This window comes from Streptomyces sp. NPDC060035, assembly GCF_042736635.1.
In the GTDB taxonomy this organism is placed as follows: domain Bacteria; phylum Actinomycetota; class Actinomycetes; order Streptomycetales; family Streptomycetaceae; genus Streptomyces.
Window position 1 is genome coordinate 31,153 of sequence record NZ_JBHWVO010000044.1, and the last position, 14,412, is coordinate 45,564.

Annotated in this window: 18 protein-coding genes; 1 reads left to right on the plus strand and 17 read right to left on the minus strand. The window is 69.5% G+C overall.

Annotation, left to right across the window (positions count from 1 at the left end; genetic code table 11):
* Positions 1–153: 153 nt before the first annotated feature.
* From ACFWBQ_RS36320 to ACFWBQ_RS36400, 17 genes are all read right to left on the minus strand, one after another.
* Entirely contained in the window at positions 154–711 is a 558-nt protein-coding gene (locus ACFWBQ_RS36320; protein WP_385507580.1) for a TetR/AcrR family transcriptional regulator, read from the minus strand.
* Positions 712–808: 97 nt separating this feature from the next.
* Positions 809–1,645 carry an RNA polymerase sigma factor WhiG gene (gene whiG / locus ACFWBQ_RS36325; RefSeq protein WP_385507547.1) on the minus strand — a complete coding sequence of 279 codons (837 nt, stop codon included), beginning with the start codon at positions 1,643–1,645 and terminating at the stop codon, positions 809–811.
* A 251-nt stretch (positions 1,646–1,896) separates the two neighbouring features.
* A complete protein-coding gene (dprA, locus tag ACFWBQ_RS36330) occupies positions 1,897–3,069 on the minus strand; it encodes a DNA-processing protein DprA (RefSeq protein WP_385507548.1) in 1,173 nt (390 codons plus the stop codon).
* The gene (locus ACFWBQ_RS36335) at positions 3,066–4,688 is read right to left on the minus strand and encodes a YifB family Mg chelatase-like AAA ATPase (RefSeq protein ID WP_385507551.1); all 1,623 of its coding nucleotides are present in this window, start codon (positions 4,686–4,688) and stop codon (positions 3,066–3,068) included. Before ACFWBQ_RS36335 ends, dprA begins: the two co-directional genes overlap by 4 nt.
* Positions 4,688–5,047 carry a YraN family protein gene (locus tag ACFWBQ_RS36340; protein ID WP_385507553.1) on the minus strand — a complete coding sequence of 120 codons (360 nt, stop codon included), beginning with the start codon at positions 5,045–5,047 and terminating at the stop codon, positions 4,688–4,690. The genes ACFWBQ_RS36335 and ACFWBQ_RS36340 overlap by 1 nt, the downstream gene beginning before the upstream one ends.
* 127 nt (positions 5,048–5,174) lie before the next feature.
* On the minus strand, positions 5,175–5,483 hold the full coding sequence (locus ACFWBQ_RS36345; RefSeq protein WP_003965949.1) for a DUF2469 domain-containing protein: 309 nt from the start codon (positions 5,481–5,483) through the stop codon (positions 5,175–5,177).
* Between the two features lie 63 nt (positions 5,484–5,546).
* Positions 5,547–6,035 (minus strand): NUDIX hydrolase, encoded by a 489-nt coding sequence (locus ACFWBQ_RS36350; RefSeq protein ID WP_385507555.1) that lies wholly within the window; start codon positions 6,033–6,035, stop codon positions 5,547–5,549.
* The gene (gene lepB, locus ACFWBQ_RS36355; RefSeq protein WP_385507557.1) at positions 6,025–6,801 is read right to left on the minus strand and encodes a signal peptidase I; all 777 of its coding nucleotides are present in this window, start codon (positions 6,799–6,801) and stop codon (positions 6,025–6,027) included. The genes ACFWBQ_RS36350 and lepB (ACFWBQ_RS36355) overlap by 11 nt, the downstream gene beginning before the upstream one ends.
* A 50-nt stretch (positions 6,802–6,851) precedes the next feature.
* The gene (gene lepB / locus ACFWBQ_RS36360) at positions 6,852–7,769 is read right to left on the minus strand and encodes a signal peptidase I (RefSeq protein WP_385507583.1); all 918 of its coding nucleotides are present in this window, start codon (positions 7,767–7,769) and stop codon (positions 6,852–6,854) included.
* The gene (gene lepB / locus ACFWBQ_RS36365) at positions 7,693–8,745 is read right to left on the minus strand and encodes a signal peptidase I (RefSeq protein ID WP_385507559.1); all 1,053 of its coding nucleotides are present in this window, start codon (positions 8,743–8,745) and stop codon (positions 7,693–7,695) included. The genes lepB (ACFWBQ_RS36360) and lepB (ACFWBQ_RS36365) overlap by 77 nt, the downstream gene beginning before the upstream one ends.
* On the minus strand, positions 8,738–9,508 hold the full coding sequence (gene lepB / locus ACFWBQ_RS36370) for a signal peptidase I (protein WP_385507561.1): 771 nt from the start codon (positions 9,506–9,508) through the stop codon (positions 8,738–8,740). Before lepB (ACFWBQ_RS36370) ends, lepB (ACFWBQ_RS36365) begins: the two co-directional genes overlap by 8 nt.
* Before the next feature lie 45 nt (positions 9,509–9,553).
* Entirely contained in the window at positions 9,554–9,904 is a 351-nt protein-coding gene (gene rplS, locus ACFWBQ_RS36375) for a 50S ribosomal protein L19 (RefSeq protein ID WP_385507563.1), read from the minus strand.
* A 125-nt stretch (positions 9,905–10,029) separates the two neighbouring features.
* Positions 10,030–10,851 carry a tRNA (guanosine(37)-N1)-methyltransferase TrmD gene (gene trmD / locus ACFWBQ_RS36380; RefSeq protein ID WP_385507565.1) on the minus strand — a complete coding sequence of 274 codons (822 nt, stop codon included), beginning with the start codon at positions 10,849–10,851 and terminating at the stop codon, positions 10,030–10,032.
* On the minus strand, positions 10,851–11,456 hold the full coding sequence (gene rimM, locus ACFWBQ_RS36385; protein ID WP_385507567.1) for a ribosome maturation factor RimM: 606 nt from the start codon (positions 11,454–11,456) through the stop codon (positions 10,851–10,853). Before rimM ends, trmD begins: the two co-directional genes overlap by 1 nt.
* 87 nt (positions 11,457–11,543) lie before the next feature.
* Complete coding sequence (locus ACFWBQ_RS36390) at positions 11,544–11,783, minus strand: RNA-binding protein (protein WP_014153811.1); 240 nt, start codon at positions 11,781–11,783, stop codon at positions 11,544–11,546.
* Positions 11,784–11,785: 2 nt separating this feature from the next.
* Positions 11,786–12,226, minus strand: a complete 441-nt coding sequence (gene rpsP, locus ACFWBQ_RS36395; protein ID WP_384500429.1) for a 30S ribosomal protein S16 — start codon at positions 12,224–12,226, stop codon at positions 11,786–11,788.
* A gap of 158 nt (positions 12,227–12,384) precedes the next feature.
* Positions 12,385–12,978, minus strand: coding sequence for a hypothetical protein (locus ACFWBQ_RS36400; protein ID WP_385507572.1), 594 nt, complete (start codon positions 12,976–12,978; stop codon positions 12,385–12,387).
* Positions 12,979–13,493: 515 nt separating this feature from the next.
* Here ACFWBQ_RS36400 and ACFWBQ_RS36405 point away from each other — a divergent pair.
* The gene (locus ACFWBQ_RS36405; RefSeq protein ID WP_385507573.1) at positions 13,494–14,366 is read left to right on the plus strand and encodes a methyltransferase domain-containing protein; all 873 of its coding nucleotides are present in this window, start codon (positions 13,494–13,496) and stop codon (positions 14,364–14,366) included.
* Positions 14,367–14,412 lie beyond the last annotated feature (46 nt).

The window sequence follows — 14,412 nt, forward strand, 5'->3', positions numbered from 1 at the left end:
GGAGTACGGAGCCTGTACCGCGGACCCGGCCTGCCGCCTCGGTCGCGGCGCGGCCGACCGGTTACGGCACGGGCGGTGCGGGCGGCTACGGGCCGGTCGCGCTGCTGCTCATGGAAGGAGCTGTCACCCGCCGCAGGGGGCCCAGCAGGCGATTCAGCCGCGTACGCCGCGCAGGACCATCGCCACGGCCGTGTCCGCGACCACGCCGGGCTCCTCCGCCGCGCCCAGCTCGATCCGGCGCACCGCCGCGTCCACGGAGCCCTGCAGAAGCATCGCCGCCAGCCTCGGCTGGCCATGGCCCAGATCTCCGAGCGCCTCGACGATCATGGAGATCAGTCCGCCGTGCGCGGCCCTGATCTTCTCCCGCGCACCCGCGTCCAGCTCGCTCGCGGAGATCGCGGCAACCGCACGGTGCCTCCGGTCGCCCACCAGATCGAGCTGCCGGCGCACATAGGCCTCGATCTTCTCCTCGGGTGTCCCGGCCCGGTCCATCGCGTTCTCGACCTCGGCGGCCCAGACGGGAAAGTCGACGGCGCAGAGCTCCTCGACAACAGCCGCGCGGGAGCGGAAGTACTCATAGACGGAGGACCTGGCAAGGCCGGTGCGCTCGGCGAGGGCGGGGAAGGTCAGCGCCTCCGTACCGCCCTCGGACAGCAAGGAGCGTGCGGCGTCCAGGAGGGCGCCGCGCTGCATGGTCCGGTGCTCGGCCACGGAGGCCGCTCGAATCCTGGGCACGCCTCCACTCTACGGCGGCATCTGTTCGAGAGGGGGTGCGCGGCTGGGATCGAGTGGCCGAAGCCGCCCCGGCTCAGCGGCCGGCGTCCGCCAGTTTGGCCCGGAGCTGCAGCACGGACTTGGTGTGGATCTGACTGACCCGGCTCTCGGTGACTCCGAGGACGTTCCCGATCTCGGCGAGGGTGAGGCCCTCGTAGTAGTAGAGGGTGACCACGGTCTTCTCGCGGTCGGGCAGCGTGTTGATCGCGCGGGCGAGCAGCCGTCTGAGCTCACGGTCCTCGGCGACCTCGACCGGGTTGTCGGCTGCGGTGTCCTCCAGAGTGTCCATCAGACTCAGCCGGTCACCCCCCTCACCGCCGACGTGCAGGAGCTCCTCCAGAGCCACCACATTGGCGAGCGACAACTGGCTGAAAACAGCGTGCAGTTCTTCCAGCGCGATACCCATCTCCGCGGCGACCTCGGCCTCCGAGGGCGTACGCCGAAGCTGCGCCTCCAACGTGGCGTAGGCACGCTCGACGTTGCGCGCCTTCTGCCGCACCGACCTCGGGATCCAGTCCAGCGCCCGGAGCTCGTCGATCATCGCGCCGCGGATCCGGGTGATCGCGTACGTCTCGAACTTGATGGCGCGTTCGATGTCGAACTTCTCGATGGCGTCGATCAGCCCGAAGACCCCGGAAGAGACGAAGTCAGCCTGTTCCACATTGGACGGCAGCCCCACGCTCACCCGGCCGGCGACGTACTTCACCAGGGGCGAGTAGTGCAGGATCAGCTGCTCCCTGAGCCGCCCGTCGCCGGTGGTCTTGTACGAACGCCACAACTCCTCGAGCGAGGAAGGGGCGGGAGGGCGCACAGTGCCACGCGCAGCCGGTGGTACTGCCGCGCGGTCAGACCCGGAGGTGTGCTGGGGCATGTGGTGCCTTGAGCCGTTCTGCTGTGAAGTACTGGGGACGTGTCTCTGGGGCGGATTCCTTGTGAGCGTAGCGTGACTGAAGTGTTGCGGTGCGCGCAGGACGGCGGATCCGTGCTGTGCGATTCCGTTCCATATCCCACGCCCTCGGACATGACCGAGGGCCGGGACCGTCACCGCGCGCACCGGCCCCGGAGGCCCGACCAGGCACTGCCGAGGTCGTCGGCATCACCTTTTCACCCGAATACTCCTGGTCAAGTACCGCCTCGCCGCGCGTCGCCATGACGTGTCGGTCCCACTGTCAACCGCCATCCGTCGCCCTCACGTTCGACGAACCCCAGTGAGTGCAGTTCGTACAACCGCCCGAGTGCCTCATCAATGCTGGTTCCGGCCGTACGGGCCACGTCGCGCCCTTCCATTGCGCCCCTGCGGGGCAGCGCGTCCAGCACCTGGCCGGAGACGGCGTCCAGCAGGTCCCGCGGCAGGACCGGGCCTCGCCGGGCCGGAGCCAGATCGCCGATCTCCCCCACCAGTTCGGCGATTTCGGAGGCATCCGTGACCAGGACGCCCTCACCGCGCAGGAGTTCATGGACCCCTGCCGACAGGCCGCTGGTGGCGGGACCCGGTACCCCCATGGTGAAGCGGCCCAGCCGCTGTGCGCTCCTGGCGGTGACCAGTGAGCCGCTGCGGTACTCGGCCTCCACCACGACGGTGCCTCTCGTCAGGGCGGCGATCACCCTGTTCCGGAGGATGAACCTGCTGCGCGTGGGGTGGGCGGAGGGCGGCAACTCCCCCATGACCAGACCTTGTTCGACCATGCGTCCGATCAACTCGGCGTGCCCCCGCGGATAGGCGACGTCCACCCCGCAGGCCAGTACCGCCATGGTCGCCCCGCCGGCGGCCAGGGCGCCGCGATGAACCGCACCGTCCACCCCGAAGGCCGCACCGGAGACCACCACCCAGCCCCGTTCGGCCAGGCCCGCACCGATACTCGCCGCCATGTGCGCCCCGTACGGTGTGCAGGCACGGGCTCCGACCACAGCGACCGAGCGCAGCGCCCACAGGCGCAGGTCGGGCCGCCCCCGAACCCAGAGGCCGATGGGCCGCGCGTCCGACAGGTCGTCGAGCTGGCTCGGCCACTCCGGGTCGCCGGGACAGACGAACCGCCCCCCGGCCGCGGCCATGTCCGCCAGGTCCCGCTCGGGATCGGCACTCGAGGCCCGTAGGCGGTAGCCGCCCAGCCGTGTCGCGGTCATGCCCTTCAGCGCCTCTGCCGAGCCATCCGCGACAGTGAGGCGTCTCATCAGCTCGACGGGCCCCACCTCGCGGAGCCAGCGGCCTGCACGCTCGTCCCCCGGTTCGAAGATGCGGGTCAGCGCGGCACGCGCCGGCCGCTCCCGCCCGGCGCCGGCCGACGGGCCGTTCACGATGCACCGGCCCGCATGGGAACCCCCCGGTGAATGCCCGTCCGCAGCTCCAGGGCCGTCGCGATGTCCGAGGCGTCCGGGCGGTCGGCGCCTCTCAGGTCCGCCACCGTCCACGCGACCCGCAGCACCCGGTCCAGGCCCCGGGCAGTGAGGTTGCCCCGCTCCATGTCGCGCTCCGCCGCCAACAGCGCACCGGGCGCCGCGAGCAGCCTGGTCCGCAGCTCATGACCGGGGACTTCGCTGTTGGTGGTCCAGGGCGTGCCCGCAAGCCGGTCCGCGGCCCGCGCCCTGGCCTCCCGCACCCGGGCGGCGACTTCGGCCGAGGTCTCCCCCCGGCCACCGCGTCCCATCAAATCCTCCCGGCCCACCGGCTCGACCTCGACCCGCAGGTCCACCCGGTCCAGCAGCGGCCCCGAGAGCCGCGCCTGATAGCGGCGGACCGCGGAGGGCGGGCATTCGCAGCCCGCGCCGGTCAGTGTGTGCCTGCCGCACGGACAGGGGTTCGCGGCCAGCACCATCAGGAACCTGGCGGGCAGCCGCACCACCCCGGCCGCACGTGCGACCACCACATGTCCGGATTCCAGGGGCTGGCGCAGCGCGTCCAGCGCCCGTCCGGAGAATTCCGGAGCCTCGTCCAGAAAGAGAACGCCTCTGTGCGCCAGGGAGACAGCTCCGGGCCTCGGCAGCCCGTTGCCCCCGCCGACGAGCGACTGCATCGTCGCCGAGTGGTGCGGTGCGCAGTACGGTGCTCTGGTGACCAGTGGTTCACCCGGTGGGAGGATGCCCGCCACCGAGTGCACAGCCGTCACTTCGAGGGATTCCTGCCGGGTCAGCGGCGGCAGGATCGCCGTGAGGCGTTCGGCCAGCATGGTCTTGCCGGCACCGGGCGGTCCGGAAAGCAGCAGATGGTGTCCGCCTGCCGCGGCGACCTCCAGGGCCTTGCGCGGTCTGGGCTGCCCCGCAACGTCCGCCAGGTCGGGACGGTGCCCCGCACCCTGCGCGCCGAACGGCGCAAGGCCCGTACCGACGCCGGCGCCCGGCATCATCAGCCCGGCCAGCATGGGGTCGGGGCGGCCCCTGTCGGCAGCCGGCTCGTCGGGCACGGGCTCGTCGCCGAGCACCGCGATCAGCTGCCGCAGGCTCCGCACCCCGAGGACCGAGACGCCCGGCACCAGCGCCGCCTCCCCCGCGGTCTGCTCCGGAACCACGACCTGCCGGTAGCCCGCCTCTGCCGCTGCGAGGACCGCGGGGAGCACCCCGCGCACCGGTCGCACCCGGCCGTCGAGGCCGAGCTCCCCGATCATCACCACATCGGCGATGGCCGCGGGGTCGATCCGCTCCGCCGCACCGAGCACCGCACACGCCACGGCCAGGTCGAAGCCGGAGCCTCCCTTGGGCACGGACGCGGGAGACAGCCCCACCGTGAGCTTCTTCTGCGGCCACTCGGCCCCGGAATTGACGACTGCGGCCCTGACCCGGTCCCGGCTCTCCACCAGGCTCTTGTCCGGCAGTCCGACCAGGGTGAAGGCCGCCACACCCGGTTCCAGATCGGCCTGGACCTCCACCACCACGCCCTCGACGCCCACCAGCGCCACCGAACACGCCCGTGCGAACCCCATCAGGCCACGCCCCGAACATGCTCGGCGACCGGGGCTCCGCGCCGGGGCAGGATCACACCGACCAGATCGATCCGGGCCCCGCCCGCGGGCGGTCCGCCGTGCCGTTCGAGCCAGACCTCGGCCAGACGGCGCAGCCGGTCCGCCTTGGCGGGTGTGACGGCCTCCATCGGATGCTCGAAGCATCCTGCCCTGCGGGTCTTCACTTCACAGAACACCACCGCGTCGCCGTCCCTGGCGACGATGTCGATCTCTCCTGCGCGACAGCGCCAGTTGCGCTCCAGTACGGCCATACCGGCGTCGGCCAGCAGCCGCGCCGCCAGGCCCTCTCCGTACCGCCCGAGTGCCCCCCGTGCGTTCATGTCGGCACCACCTCCGGTACCGACTCTGACGCGCACTGCCCGATCTATTGGATCTTGGTGGACAACTCACTCGTTGTGAATATTCCGGCCACCCGGACGAGTGAACCGGGAGCGGTACGCCTGCGGATCATCCGCCCGGAAGCTCGAGGTCGCTCTTGTTGAGCTCCTCGATGTTCACGTCCTTGAAAGTCAGCACGCGGACCTGCTTGACGAACCTGGCGGGCCGGTACATGTCCCAGACCCACGCGTCCGCCATGGAAACCTCGAAAAAAACCTCACCCTGGACCGAGTGAACCTGCATCTCGTAGTCGTTGGTGAGATAGAAGCGCCGTTCGGTCTCGATCACATATTTGAACAGACCGACGACATCGCGGTACTCCCGGTAGAGCTTCAGCTCCATCTCGGTCTCGTACTTCTCGAGGTCCTCGGCGCTCATGGCATGTTCCCCTTCAGCCGTGCGTCCCCCTATTGTGCGTCAGCCTCACGCACCCCTGGACGATTAGACGATTTCGGGGGCGAGAACCAGCGGATCGCGTGGAGGACCCTCGTCGAGCAGCGTGCGCAGCAGCTCGCCGAGCCTGGTCGGATACACCGTCTCACGCGCCGCGAGAAGTTCGGCGGAAGTCCACCACCTCAGCCCGGCAACGCTGCGGAGCTCCAGCTCGGTGAGCCCCTTCTGGTCGGTGGCGGTCTGCGTCGTTCGAGCCAGGAAGTACCACTCGTCCTGGTCCCAGCGCCGCCCGTCGAACGGGAAGGAGCACATCCGCTTCCAGAGCACCGGGCCCAGAACAACGTCCGTGATTCCGGTTTCCTCGGTGAGCTCGCGCAGCGCGGCCTCGGCCCTGGTCTCGTCACCCTCCAGACCGCCACCCGGCGTGAACCACCAGTGCGTCGCCGGGTCGCCGGGCTCGAACCCGTGCAGCAGCAGAATGCGGTCGTCCGGGTCCAGGAGCACAATGCGTGAGACCTTGCGCCTCTCAGCGGGCACCGGCGGAGGCCCCTGCCCGCTTGTTCCCGCGTGCGGAGCGCGCCGCGAGCGCACCCAGGGCGGACCCGCCCACGATGAGTACCACGCCGGCCACCAGCGCCCCGATCTGCAGAAGCAGCGGTCCGCTGGACGACACCCCGCCCGGCAGAGCCGCGTAGGCCTCCGGGCGGTCGATCATGCCGTTCATGGGCCATGCGACGGCATCCACCCGCGCCCGCACGGCGCTGCGCGGCACCGAGCCCTGACCCGGATCCTTGAGATGGACCCTGGAGTCCAGCGAGCCGGTGCGCTCGTCACCGAGGAGGAAGAGCTGCCCCTCGGGGACCTCGGCCGTGAAGTCCTGGACGGAAGCAGGGGCCTCGCCGTCGGCCGAGACCAGCGACGCCCCGCCCTTCGCCTGCAGATACGGTTCCTCGATGGGCTTGCCGTTGATGGTCAGTCGGCCGTTCTTGTCGCAGCAGGCGACCTTGTCACCGCCGACACCCACGACCCGCTTCACCATCGGTACATCGCCCCACGCCGAATCCGTGAAGACGACCACATCACCACGCCGCACGTCGGCGCCGTCGATCCGCTCCGCGAGCACCCGGTCCCCGGCGTTCACCGTCGGGGTCATCGACTCGGTCGGCACCGTGTACGGCTGGTACACCACCGCTCCCCAGGCGAATCCGCCGAGGAAGAGCACACAGCCGACGGCCACGGCCAGGTTCGACAACACAGTGCCGAGCCGGCCGCGGCCATCATCCGTACGTCCTATTCCGCTCATCCCAGCGCTCCCCCATCGGAGATCGACAATCGCTGATCCGAGTCGGCACCCTACCCGGCGGTACGCCCGTTGGTCAGCCTCCGGCGACGCCAGAACACGAGGGGCAGCGCTCCGGCTACACCGAGTGCTGCCGGAGCAGCGGCAGCCGCCTTGTTCAGCCCGGGCTGGTCGAACGTGCTCGGGACCGGCAGGGTCGCCCAGCGGTTGACCGGCCAGGCGATGACGATGGCCCGTCCGACCACCTCGTCCGTGGACACGGTTCCCTGTCCGGGCAGCTCCTGGTGGTAGCGGGAGTCCAGCGAGTTCTGACGGTGGTCGCCCATCACCCAGATCCGGCCCTCGGGGACATGGATCGGCCCGAAGGGCTCGTCATCGCACGCACTGTTGCCCTCGAAGATGAACGACTTGTCGTCCAGCGCCTTGCCGTTGACCGTCACAGGGCCGTTCTTCTTGCACTGCACCGTGTCGCCACCGACGGCGATGACCCGCTTGATCAGGTCCTTCTCCTCGGCGGACGGCATCAGCCCGATGAAGCTCAGGAACTTCTGCACCACGTTCGGCTCGGGAACAGCGGCATCCTCGAGCCAGCCGCCCGGATCGTGGAAGACCACGACCTCGCCGCGCTCCGGCTCCGAGCCGAACCACGGCGTCAGTTTGTCGACCAGCACCCGGTCGCCCCGCTGCAGCGTGTTCTGCATGGAGTCCGAGGGGATCGAGAACGCCTGTACCAGGAAGGTCTTGATCAGCAGCGCGAGAATGAGCGCGATACCGATGAGGAGCGGCAGCTCCTTCCAGAACGAACGCGGCTTCTTCTGCGCCGTACTGCCGCTGCCCGGAGAGTCGTCATCCGGAGAGCCGTCACCCGGAAAGTCGTCGCCCGGGGCGACGCCGTCACCCTCCGCCGGGATCCCGCCGCTCGAAGGCCGGTCCTCGGGTTCGTCGTGTCCGGATCGTGCGCCGACCGCCAAATCCCCCACATCCACTCCTCACTCCGTGCCACCACCCACGACCGATTCGGCGCAGGCCCACCACTCCCATAACGAGCGGGAGTTCCGCAGGGGTCGGGAGCAGGATCATTCCGTTGCGATCCTGGTAGGACACACTATTCGACGGACCGCTCGCTTCCGTCGCCCCGGCACGCGCATCGGGCACCGAGGCGTACGTTCCGGGTTCCTCCAGCTTTCGCCAGTGGCCGAACGGCCAGGCGATCACGACCGCCCGTCCCACGACCTCGTCCTCCGAAACTGTGCCCGTGCCCGGTTCGTCGAGGTGGAAGCGCGAGTCCGCGGAGTTCGAACGGTGGTCACCCATCACGAAGACGCGCCCCTGCGGGACCTCTACTTCGAATGTGAGAGTGGATGGCGCGTTGTCGGGATGCAGGTACGGCTCGTTGAGTGCCACGCCGTTGACGGTGACCTTGCCGTCCGTGCCGCAGCACTTCACGGTGTCGCCCCCGACGGCCACCACACGCTTGATCAGATCCTGCTCGTCGTCGGAGGGCAGCAGTCCGATGAAGGTCAGCAGTTCCTTGACCTGCTTGACGCCGACCGGCGGGTCCTCCTTGGCGACGTTCTCCTGCTGCAGCCAGCCACCAGGATCCTTGAAGACGACGACGTCGCCGCGCTGGGGCTTGGAGCCGAACCACGGTGTCAACTTGTCGACCAGCACCCGGTCGCCGATCTTGATGGTCTGCTCCATCGACCCGGAGGGGATGACGAAGGCCTGCACCAGAAAGGTCTTCAGCACCAGCGCGATCAGCAGCGCAACCAGGACGAGGAGAGGAATTTCCTTGATCGCGGACCTGCGCCTGCGCCGCTTGACCTTGCGGGCCAGCTTGCGGCGCTCCGCTCTCGTCGGCAGTGAGCGGGCCGTGGTCGGCCGGGTCCCGGTGGGCAGCGGAACGGCAGCGTCCGGCTCTCCGCGCCTGCGGCCCCGGTTACCCATGGGCTGCGTCCGGCGGCCGTATGCCGGTGAAGGCGTCGGTCCCGCCCAGGGAGCCGATCCTGCCGAGCGGCCAGCCGATCCAGTCGGCCCGTCCGATGACCCGGTCCACGGGCACCATGCCGCCGCCGGGCTGCCCCAGGTGATCGCGGGAGTCCCGCGAGTTGCTGCGGTGATCGCCCATGACCCACAGCGTGCCGTCGGGCACCACGATGTCGAAGGCCACTTCGGACGGGTCGTCGCCCGGGTACAGATACTCCTCGTGCACCGAACGGCCGTTCATCTCGAGCCTCCCCCGCTTGTCGCAGCAGACCACGCGATCGCCCCCCACGCCCACCACCCGCTTCACGAAGTCGGTCTCGGCGGGTTCGGCCAGCCCCAAGGACGAGGCCGCCCCACGCAGCAGCGCGGTGACGGGGTTCTCCGCGGGCGTCTCCTGGACGAAGGAGCCGGTGCCGTCGAAGACCACCACGTCGCCGCGCTGTGGCTCGGAGCCGAAACGGTACGCCAGTTTGTTGACGAGCACCCGGTCCCCCACCCTCAGCGTGGGCTCCATCGAGCCGCTGGGGATGAGGAAGGGCTGCAGCACGAACGCGCTGAACAGCAGGAGAGCGGCCGTGCAGAGCATCCCCAGGAAGGCGGATCGCCCCCAGGACATCGAGGCGTCCGACCGGTCCGGGACATGCGTGGAGCGCGACCCCTCCTCCGGCCCTTCTTCAGGGGCGGAGGAGCGATCGCGCTCCGTGTGCTGTGCTTCCGTGTCCATCGCGGCCGAATCCTATCCGGCCGCGCTGTGGACGCCGGCGCTGAATCAGCGGTCGCGCTTCTCCTTGATCTTCGCGGCCTTGCCGCGCAGCTCACGGAGGAAGTACAGCTTGGCGCGGCGGACGTCACCACGGGTGACGAGCTCGATCTTCTCGAAGATCGGGCTGTGCACCGGGAAGGTGCGCTCGACGCCGACGCTGAAGGAGACCTTGCGGACCGTGAAGGTCTCGCTGACGCCCGAGCCCTGGCGGCGGATGACGACGCCCTTGAACTGCTGGATACGGGAGCGGTTGCCCTCGATCACTCGCACGTGGACGTTGACCGTGTCACCCGGGCGGAAGGACGGGAGGTCGGTACGCAGCGTGGCGGCGTTGACGCCATCGAGCAGGGAAGTCATGTTGTCTGCTTTCTTCGCCGATGCCACAGGTCATCGACGGGAGAGAGGGAAAGTTCGGGTGCTGATCACATCGGGCGGGCGTCTTTCCCCCTGTGGCAGGGGCGCACGCCGGACGTACAGCGGGCCTATTCTTCCACGGCCTGGGGCCTGCGCCAAAATCGGCCGCCCGACTCCGGGGACCAGCCCAGGATGGAGAGGATCTCGCGGTCCTTCTTGTCGAAGCCGGCCGCTTCGCAACGCTCAATGAGGTCGGGCCTGTTGAGGGCGGTACGACGGAAGGCTTCGTCCCGGCGCCACCGCGCGATCCTGCCGTGGTGGCCGCTGAGCAGCACATCCGGGATGCCGCGCCCGCGCCACTCGGGAGGCTTCGTGTACACGGGCCCCTCGAGCAGATCGGCCATGGCTCCGGGCGCGAAGGAGTCGTCACGGTGCGATTCGGCGTTGCCGAGGACTCCCGGCAGGAGCCGGGCCACAGCCTCCGTGATCACCAGGACGGCAGCTTCCCCGCCGGCCAGGACGTAGTCCCCGATGGACACTTCCACGACCGGCATACGGGTGGCGTACTCGTCCATCACCCGGCGGTCGATGCCCTCGTACCTGGCGGGAGTGAAGATCAGCCACGGCCGCTCCGAGAGCTCGACGGCGAGCTCCTGGGTGAAGGGCCGCCCACTGGGTGTGGGCACCACGAGCACCGGGGAGTGCGCCCCCGCCTCGTAGCCGTCGGCCAGTGCTTCGTCCAGGGCCTCGCCCCAGGGCCCGGTCTTCATGACCATGCCCGGACCGCCGCCGTACGGAGTGTCGTCCACCGTGTTGTGCCGGTCGTACGTCCAGTCCCGCAGGTCGTGGACGTGTACGTCGAGGTGCCCTCGGGAGCGCGCCTTGCCGACGAGCGAGACGTTCAGCGGTTCCAGGTACTCGGGGAAGATCGTGACGACGTCGAGCCGCATTACGAGTCGCCCTTCGCCGGTTCGGCGGAGGCCTCACCGGTTTCCTCGCCGGCCGCCTCGTCGGCGGCGTCGCGCGTGGAGGCGACCACGGCCTCGCTCTCGTCGATCAGACCGGGCGGCGGGGTGATGACGGCCCGCTGCTCCTCGAGATCGATCTCGCTGACGATCTCCTCGACGAACGGGATCATCACCTCGCTGCCGTCGGGACGCTCCACGATGAAGAGGTCCTGGGAGGGCAGATGGGTGATCTCGGTGATCCGGCCGATCTCGGTTCCGTCGGCGAGGACCACGTCGAGATCCATCAGCTGGTGGTCGTAGAACTCCTCGGGGTCCTCGGGAAGCTCTTCCGGGTCCACCTCGGCGATCAGCAGCGTGTTACGGAGTGCCTCGGCGGCCGTACGGTCGCGTACGCCCTCGAAACGCAGCAGCAGCCTGCCACTGTGCACCCGGCCGGTCTCGATCGTCAGGGGCCCCGTGGCCGCTGGTTCCGTGGCGAGGACGGCCCCGGGGCCGAGCCGCAGTTCGGGCTCGTCCGTGCGCACCTCGACGGTGACCTCGCCCTTGATGCCATGGGCGCGACCGATCCGCGCAACTACCAACTGCACGCTACTTCTCCCGATGATGGTGTAGGGACGACAAAGGCCGGGGACGGCTCGAAAGCCCTCCCCGGCCCCGGCCGGTGTTCAACTCTTTCAGCGAACCTGATCCACATCGACGAGGTCGACGCGGATACCACGGCCGCCGATAGCACCCACGACGGTACGCAGGGCGCGTGCGGTGCGGCCGTTGCGGCCGATCACCTTACCGAGGTCATCGGGATGAACCCGGACCTCGAGCACACGTCCACGGCGCAGATCGCGCGAGGCGACCTGCACATCGTCGGGGTTGTCGACGATGCCCTTCACGAGGTGCTCAAGAGCCTCCTCGAGCATGCTCAGGCCTCGGTCGACTCGGTGGACGCAGCAGCGTCGGCCGCCTCGTCCGCCTTCTTGTCCGACTTCTTGGCCTTCTGGGTGATGGCCTCACCCTTGGCCTCGTCGCCGTCCGAGGTGAGCGCCTCGAACAGGGCGCGCTTGTCAGCCTTGGGCTCCGGCTGCAGCAGCGGCGCGGGGGCCGGGAGGCCCTTGTGGGCCTGCCAGTCACCGGTGAGCTTCAGGATCGCGAGAACGGGCTCGGTCGGCTGGGCGCCGACGGACAGCCAGTACTGCGCGCGCTCTGCGTTGACCTCGATGCGCGAGGGGTTCTGCACCGGGTGGTACAGGCCGATCTCCTCGATGGCCCGGCCATCACGGCGGGTACGGGAGTCGGCGACGACGATGCGGTAGTGAGGCGAACGGATCTTGCCCAGACGCTTCAGCTTGATCTTGACTGCCACGGAAGTGGTGTCTCCTGTGTCTCTGACGTGGTTGGGCACAACGAAATGCCACGTGGGGTTGCGGTACTCGAGTGCCCGATGGACGCGTCAGCCGGAGGAAGAGAGGGGTCCTATGCGGCTGTCGAGTACAGCTAGCCATTGTGCCACACCACATCGCCTCACCCCACCGCGACCACTGCTTCCGGGATCCGGAACGGCTTTCCGCAGCCGCCGCAGACGATCGGGGCCTGTGCGAGGACCGAGGGGACCACACGCACATTGCGACCGCAGTCGCAGACGGCCTTGACCCGTACGCCTCCTCCGGAGGAGCCGTGCCGGGCAGCGGGCCCGCGGAAGGAGCGTTTGGTGTCGGCCGCGGTGGCCACGGTGTGCGCCTTGAGGGCACGCTGGAGCCGTTCCGTCGTCGGACGGTATCTGCGTTTGGCCTCGGGATTCAGTGTCACCAGCGAGAATCCGCTGCTGGCATGGGGTTCCTCGGCATGATCGAGACCCAGCTCCTCGGCGATCGCGAGGAAGCGTCGGTTGTGGTAGCGGCCGGCACGGGAGGTGTCACGGACACCTCTCGCGGCGGCGATGCCGTGGACTGCCTCGTGGAGCAGTCGTTCGAAGGAGAGCTCGCCGCCACAGGCGGACGAGGACTCTCCGATCAGGGACTCTGGCGCGGCTAGATCGGGCAGCTCGGAGTGGTACCGCTGAATGTCGGCCCACGCCTGTGCCAGCTCTGCGGCAAGTACAGGTGGTGTCGTGCTCACGTCGTGATAACGAGCCTGAGTGCCCCGGTGTTCCTATTCCGGGGCATCCCAAATAATTTGCACGTACCAGTCAGTTGCCGTCGATGCGTCCGGACGAGGGCGGGTGCGCAGATCTGCGGAGAAGGCTCGCAGCTCACACCAAGGCGGTACGTAGCGTGTCGTACGCCCCGGCGCGTAGGCGGGGTAGCCCCGCGGGCGACATTACCCGGCACGGCGGGGCGGCCACGAACCCCGCCGGTCGGCTCCGGGAGCGTTCGACGTGCTCCGTCCCGTGTGTCGGGTAAGACTGGGAACAAGAGCGAGCAGCGTGCGTGCTGGTCCCCGGCCCCCGGCACCCCCGGCCACGACGTGGAGCCGGGGGCGCACAACCGGAGCACGCAAGCAAAGCCATCCAACCCCTGGACGGGACCGCAGATGCGGAGTTCTCTGACATACGGGGGCTGCGGGCGCACCTACGACATGGGGGGCCGCCCACTAGGGCACGACCGACCTCTCGGCGGATTGGGGCGCATTCCATGACACCAACGCTCGTCCGGCACCACCGGTATGCGGATTCGTCCGCCACCGTGGATGGCGGTACCCGTGCCCGTGACTGGGCCGAGATCCAGGAGCGCATGCTGGCGCCGCTCTACGAAGCGGTGTACGAGCGGCTCGAGGTCGGGGCCGGCACACGGATGCTCTCCATCGGTTGCGGCTCCGGGCTCGCCCTGCTCATCGCGGCGTCGCGCGGGGCACGCGTCACCGGAGTCGACACCGACCGGGAACGGCTCGCCCTGGCCCGCGAGCGCCTCGTGTCCGGCCAGGGCCGGGAGACCGGGCCCGGGCGGCCGGATACGGCGGCCCGGGCGCGGCTGATCACCGGCGCCCCGTCGGCGGCTGCGCCGGCCGGTGAACCGCCGTACAACCTGCTCACGGCGTTCGATCCGATCGGCTGCGCGGCCGGTGACTCCGAAGGGCTCTCGCCCGCGCTGGCCTCCGCCGTGCCGCTGGCCGCGCGGGGAGCCACCGTAATCCTGACCGGCTGGGGACCGCCCGAGCGGTGCGCCACGGCTCCGGTGCTCCGGGTGGCGGCCCGGCTCGCGGAGTCGGCGCGCACCCCGCGCTCCGGTGGCTGGCGCCCTGCGCTGCGGGACGATCTGGAGGATGTGGCGGCGCGGGCGGGGCTGAAACCGGACGGATCGGGCCGGGTCTCGTGCCCGTTCGGATACGCGGACCTGGACAGCGCGGTGCGCGGACTGCTGTCGACCGGCCTCTTCGACACGGCGATACGGGCCACGGACCGTTCCCAGGTGGAGAAGGAGGTCGCGGAGGCACTGCATCCGCACCGGCGGCCCGACGGGACGGTATGGATGCCGAACGTCTTCCGTTATCTCGTGTGCGTGGTCTAGGAAGCGAGAGGACCGGAGCATGAGGAAGGGGCGCCCCGCCGAGCGG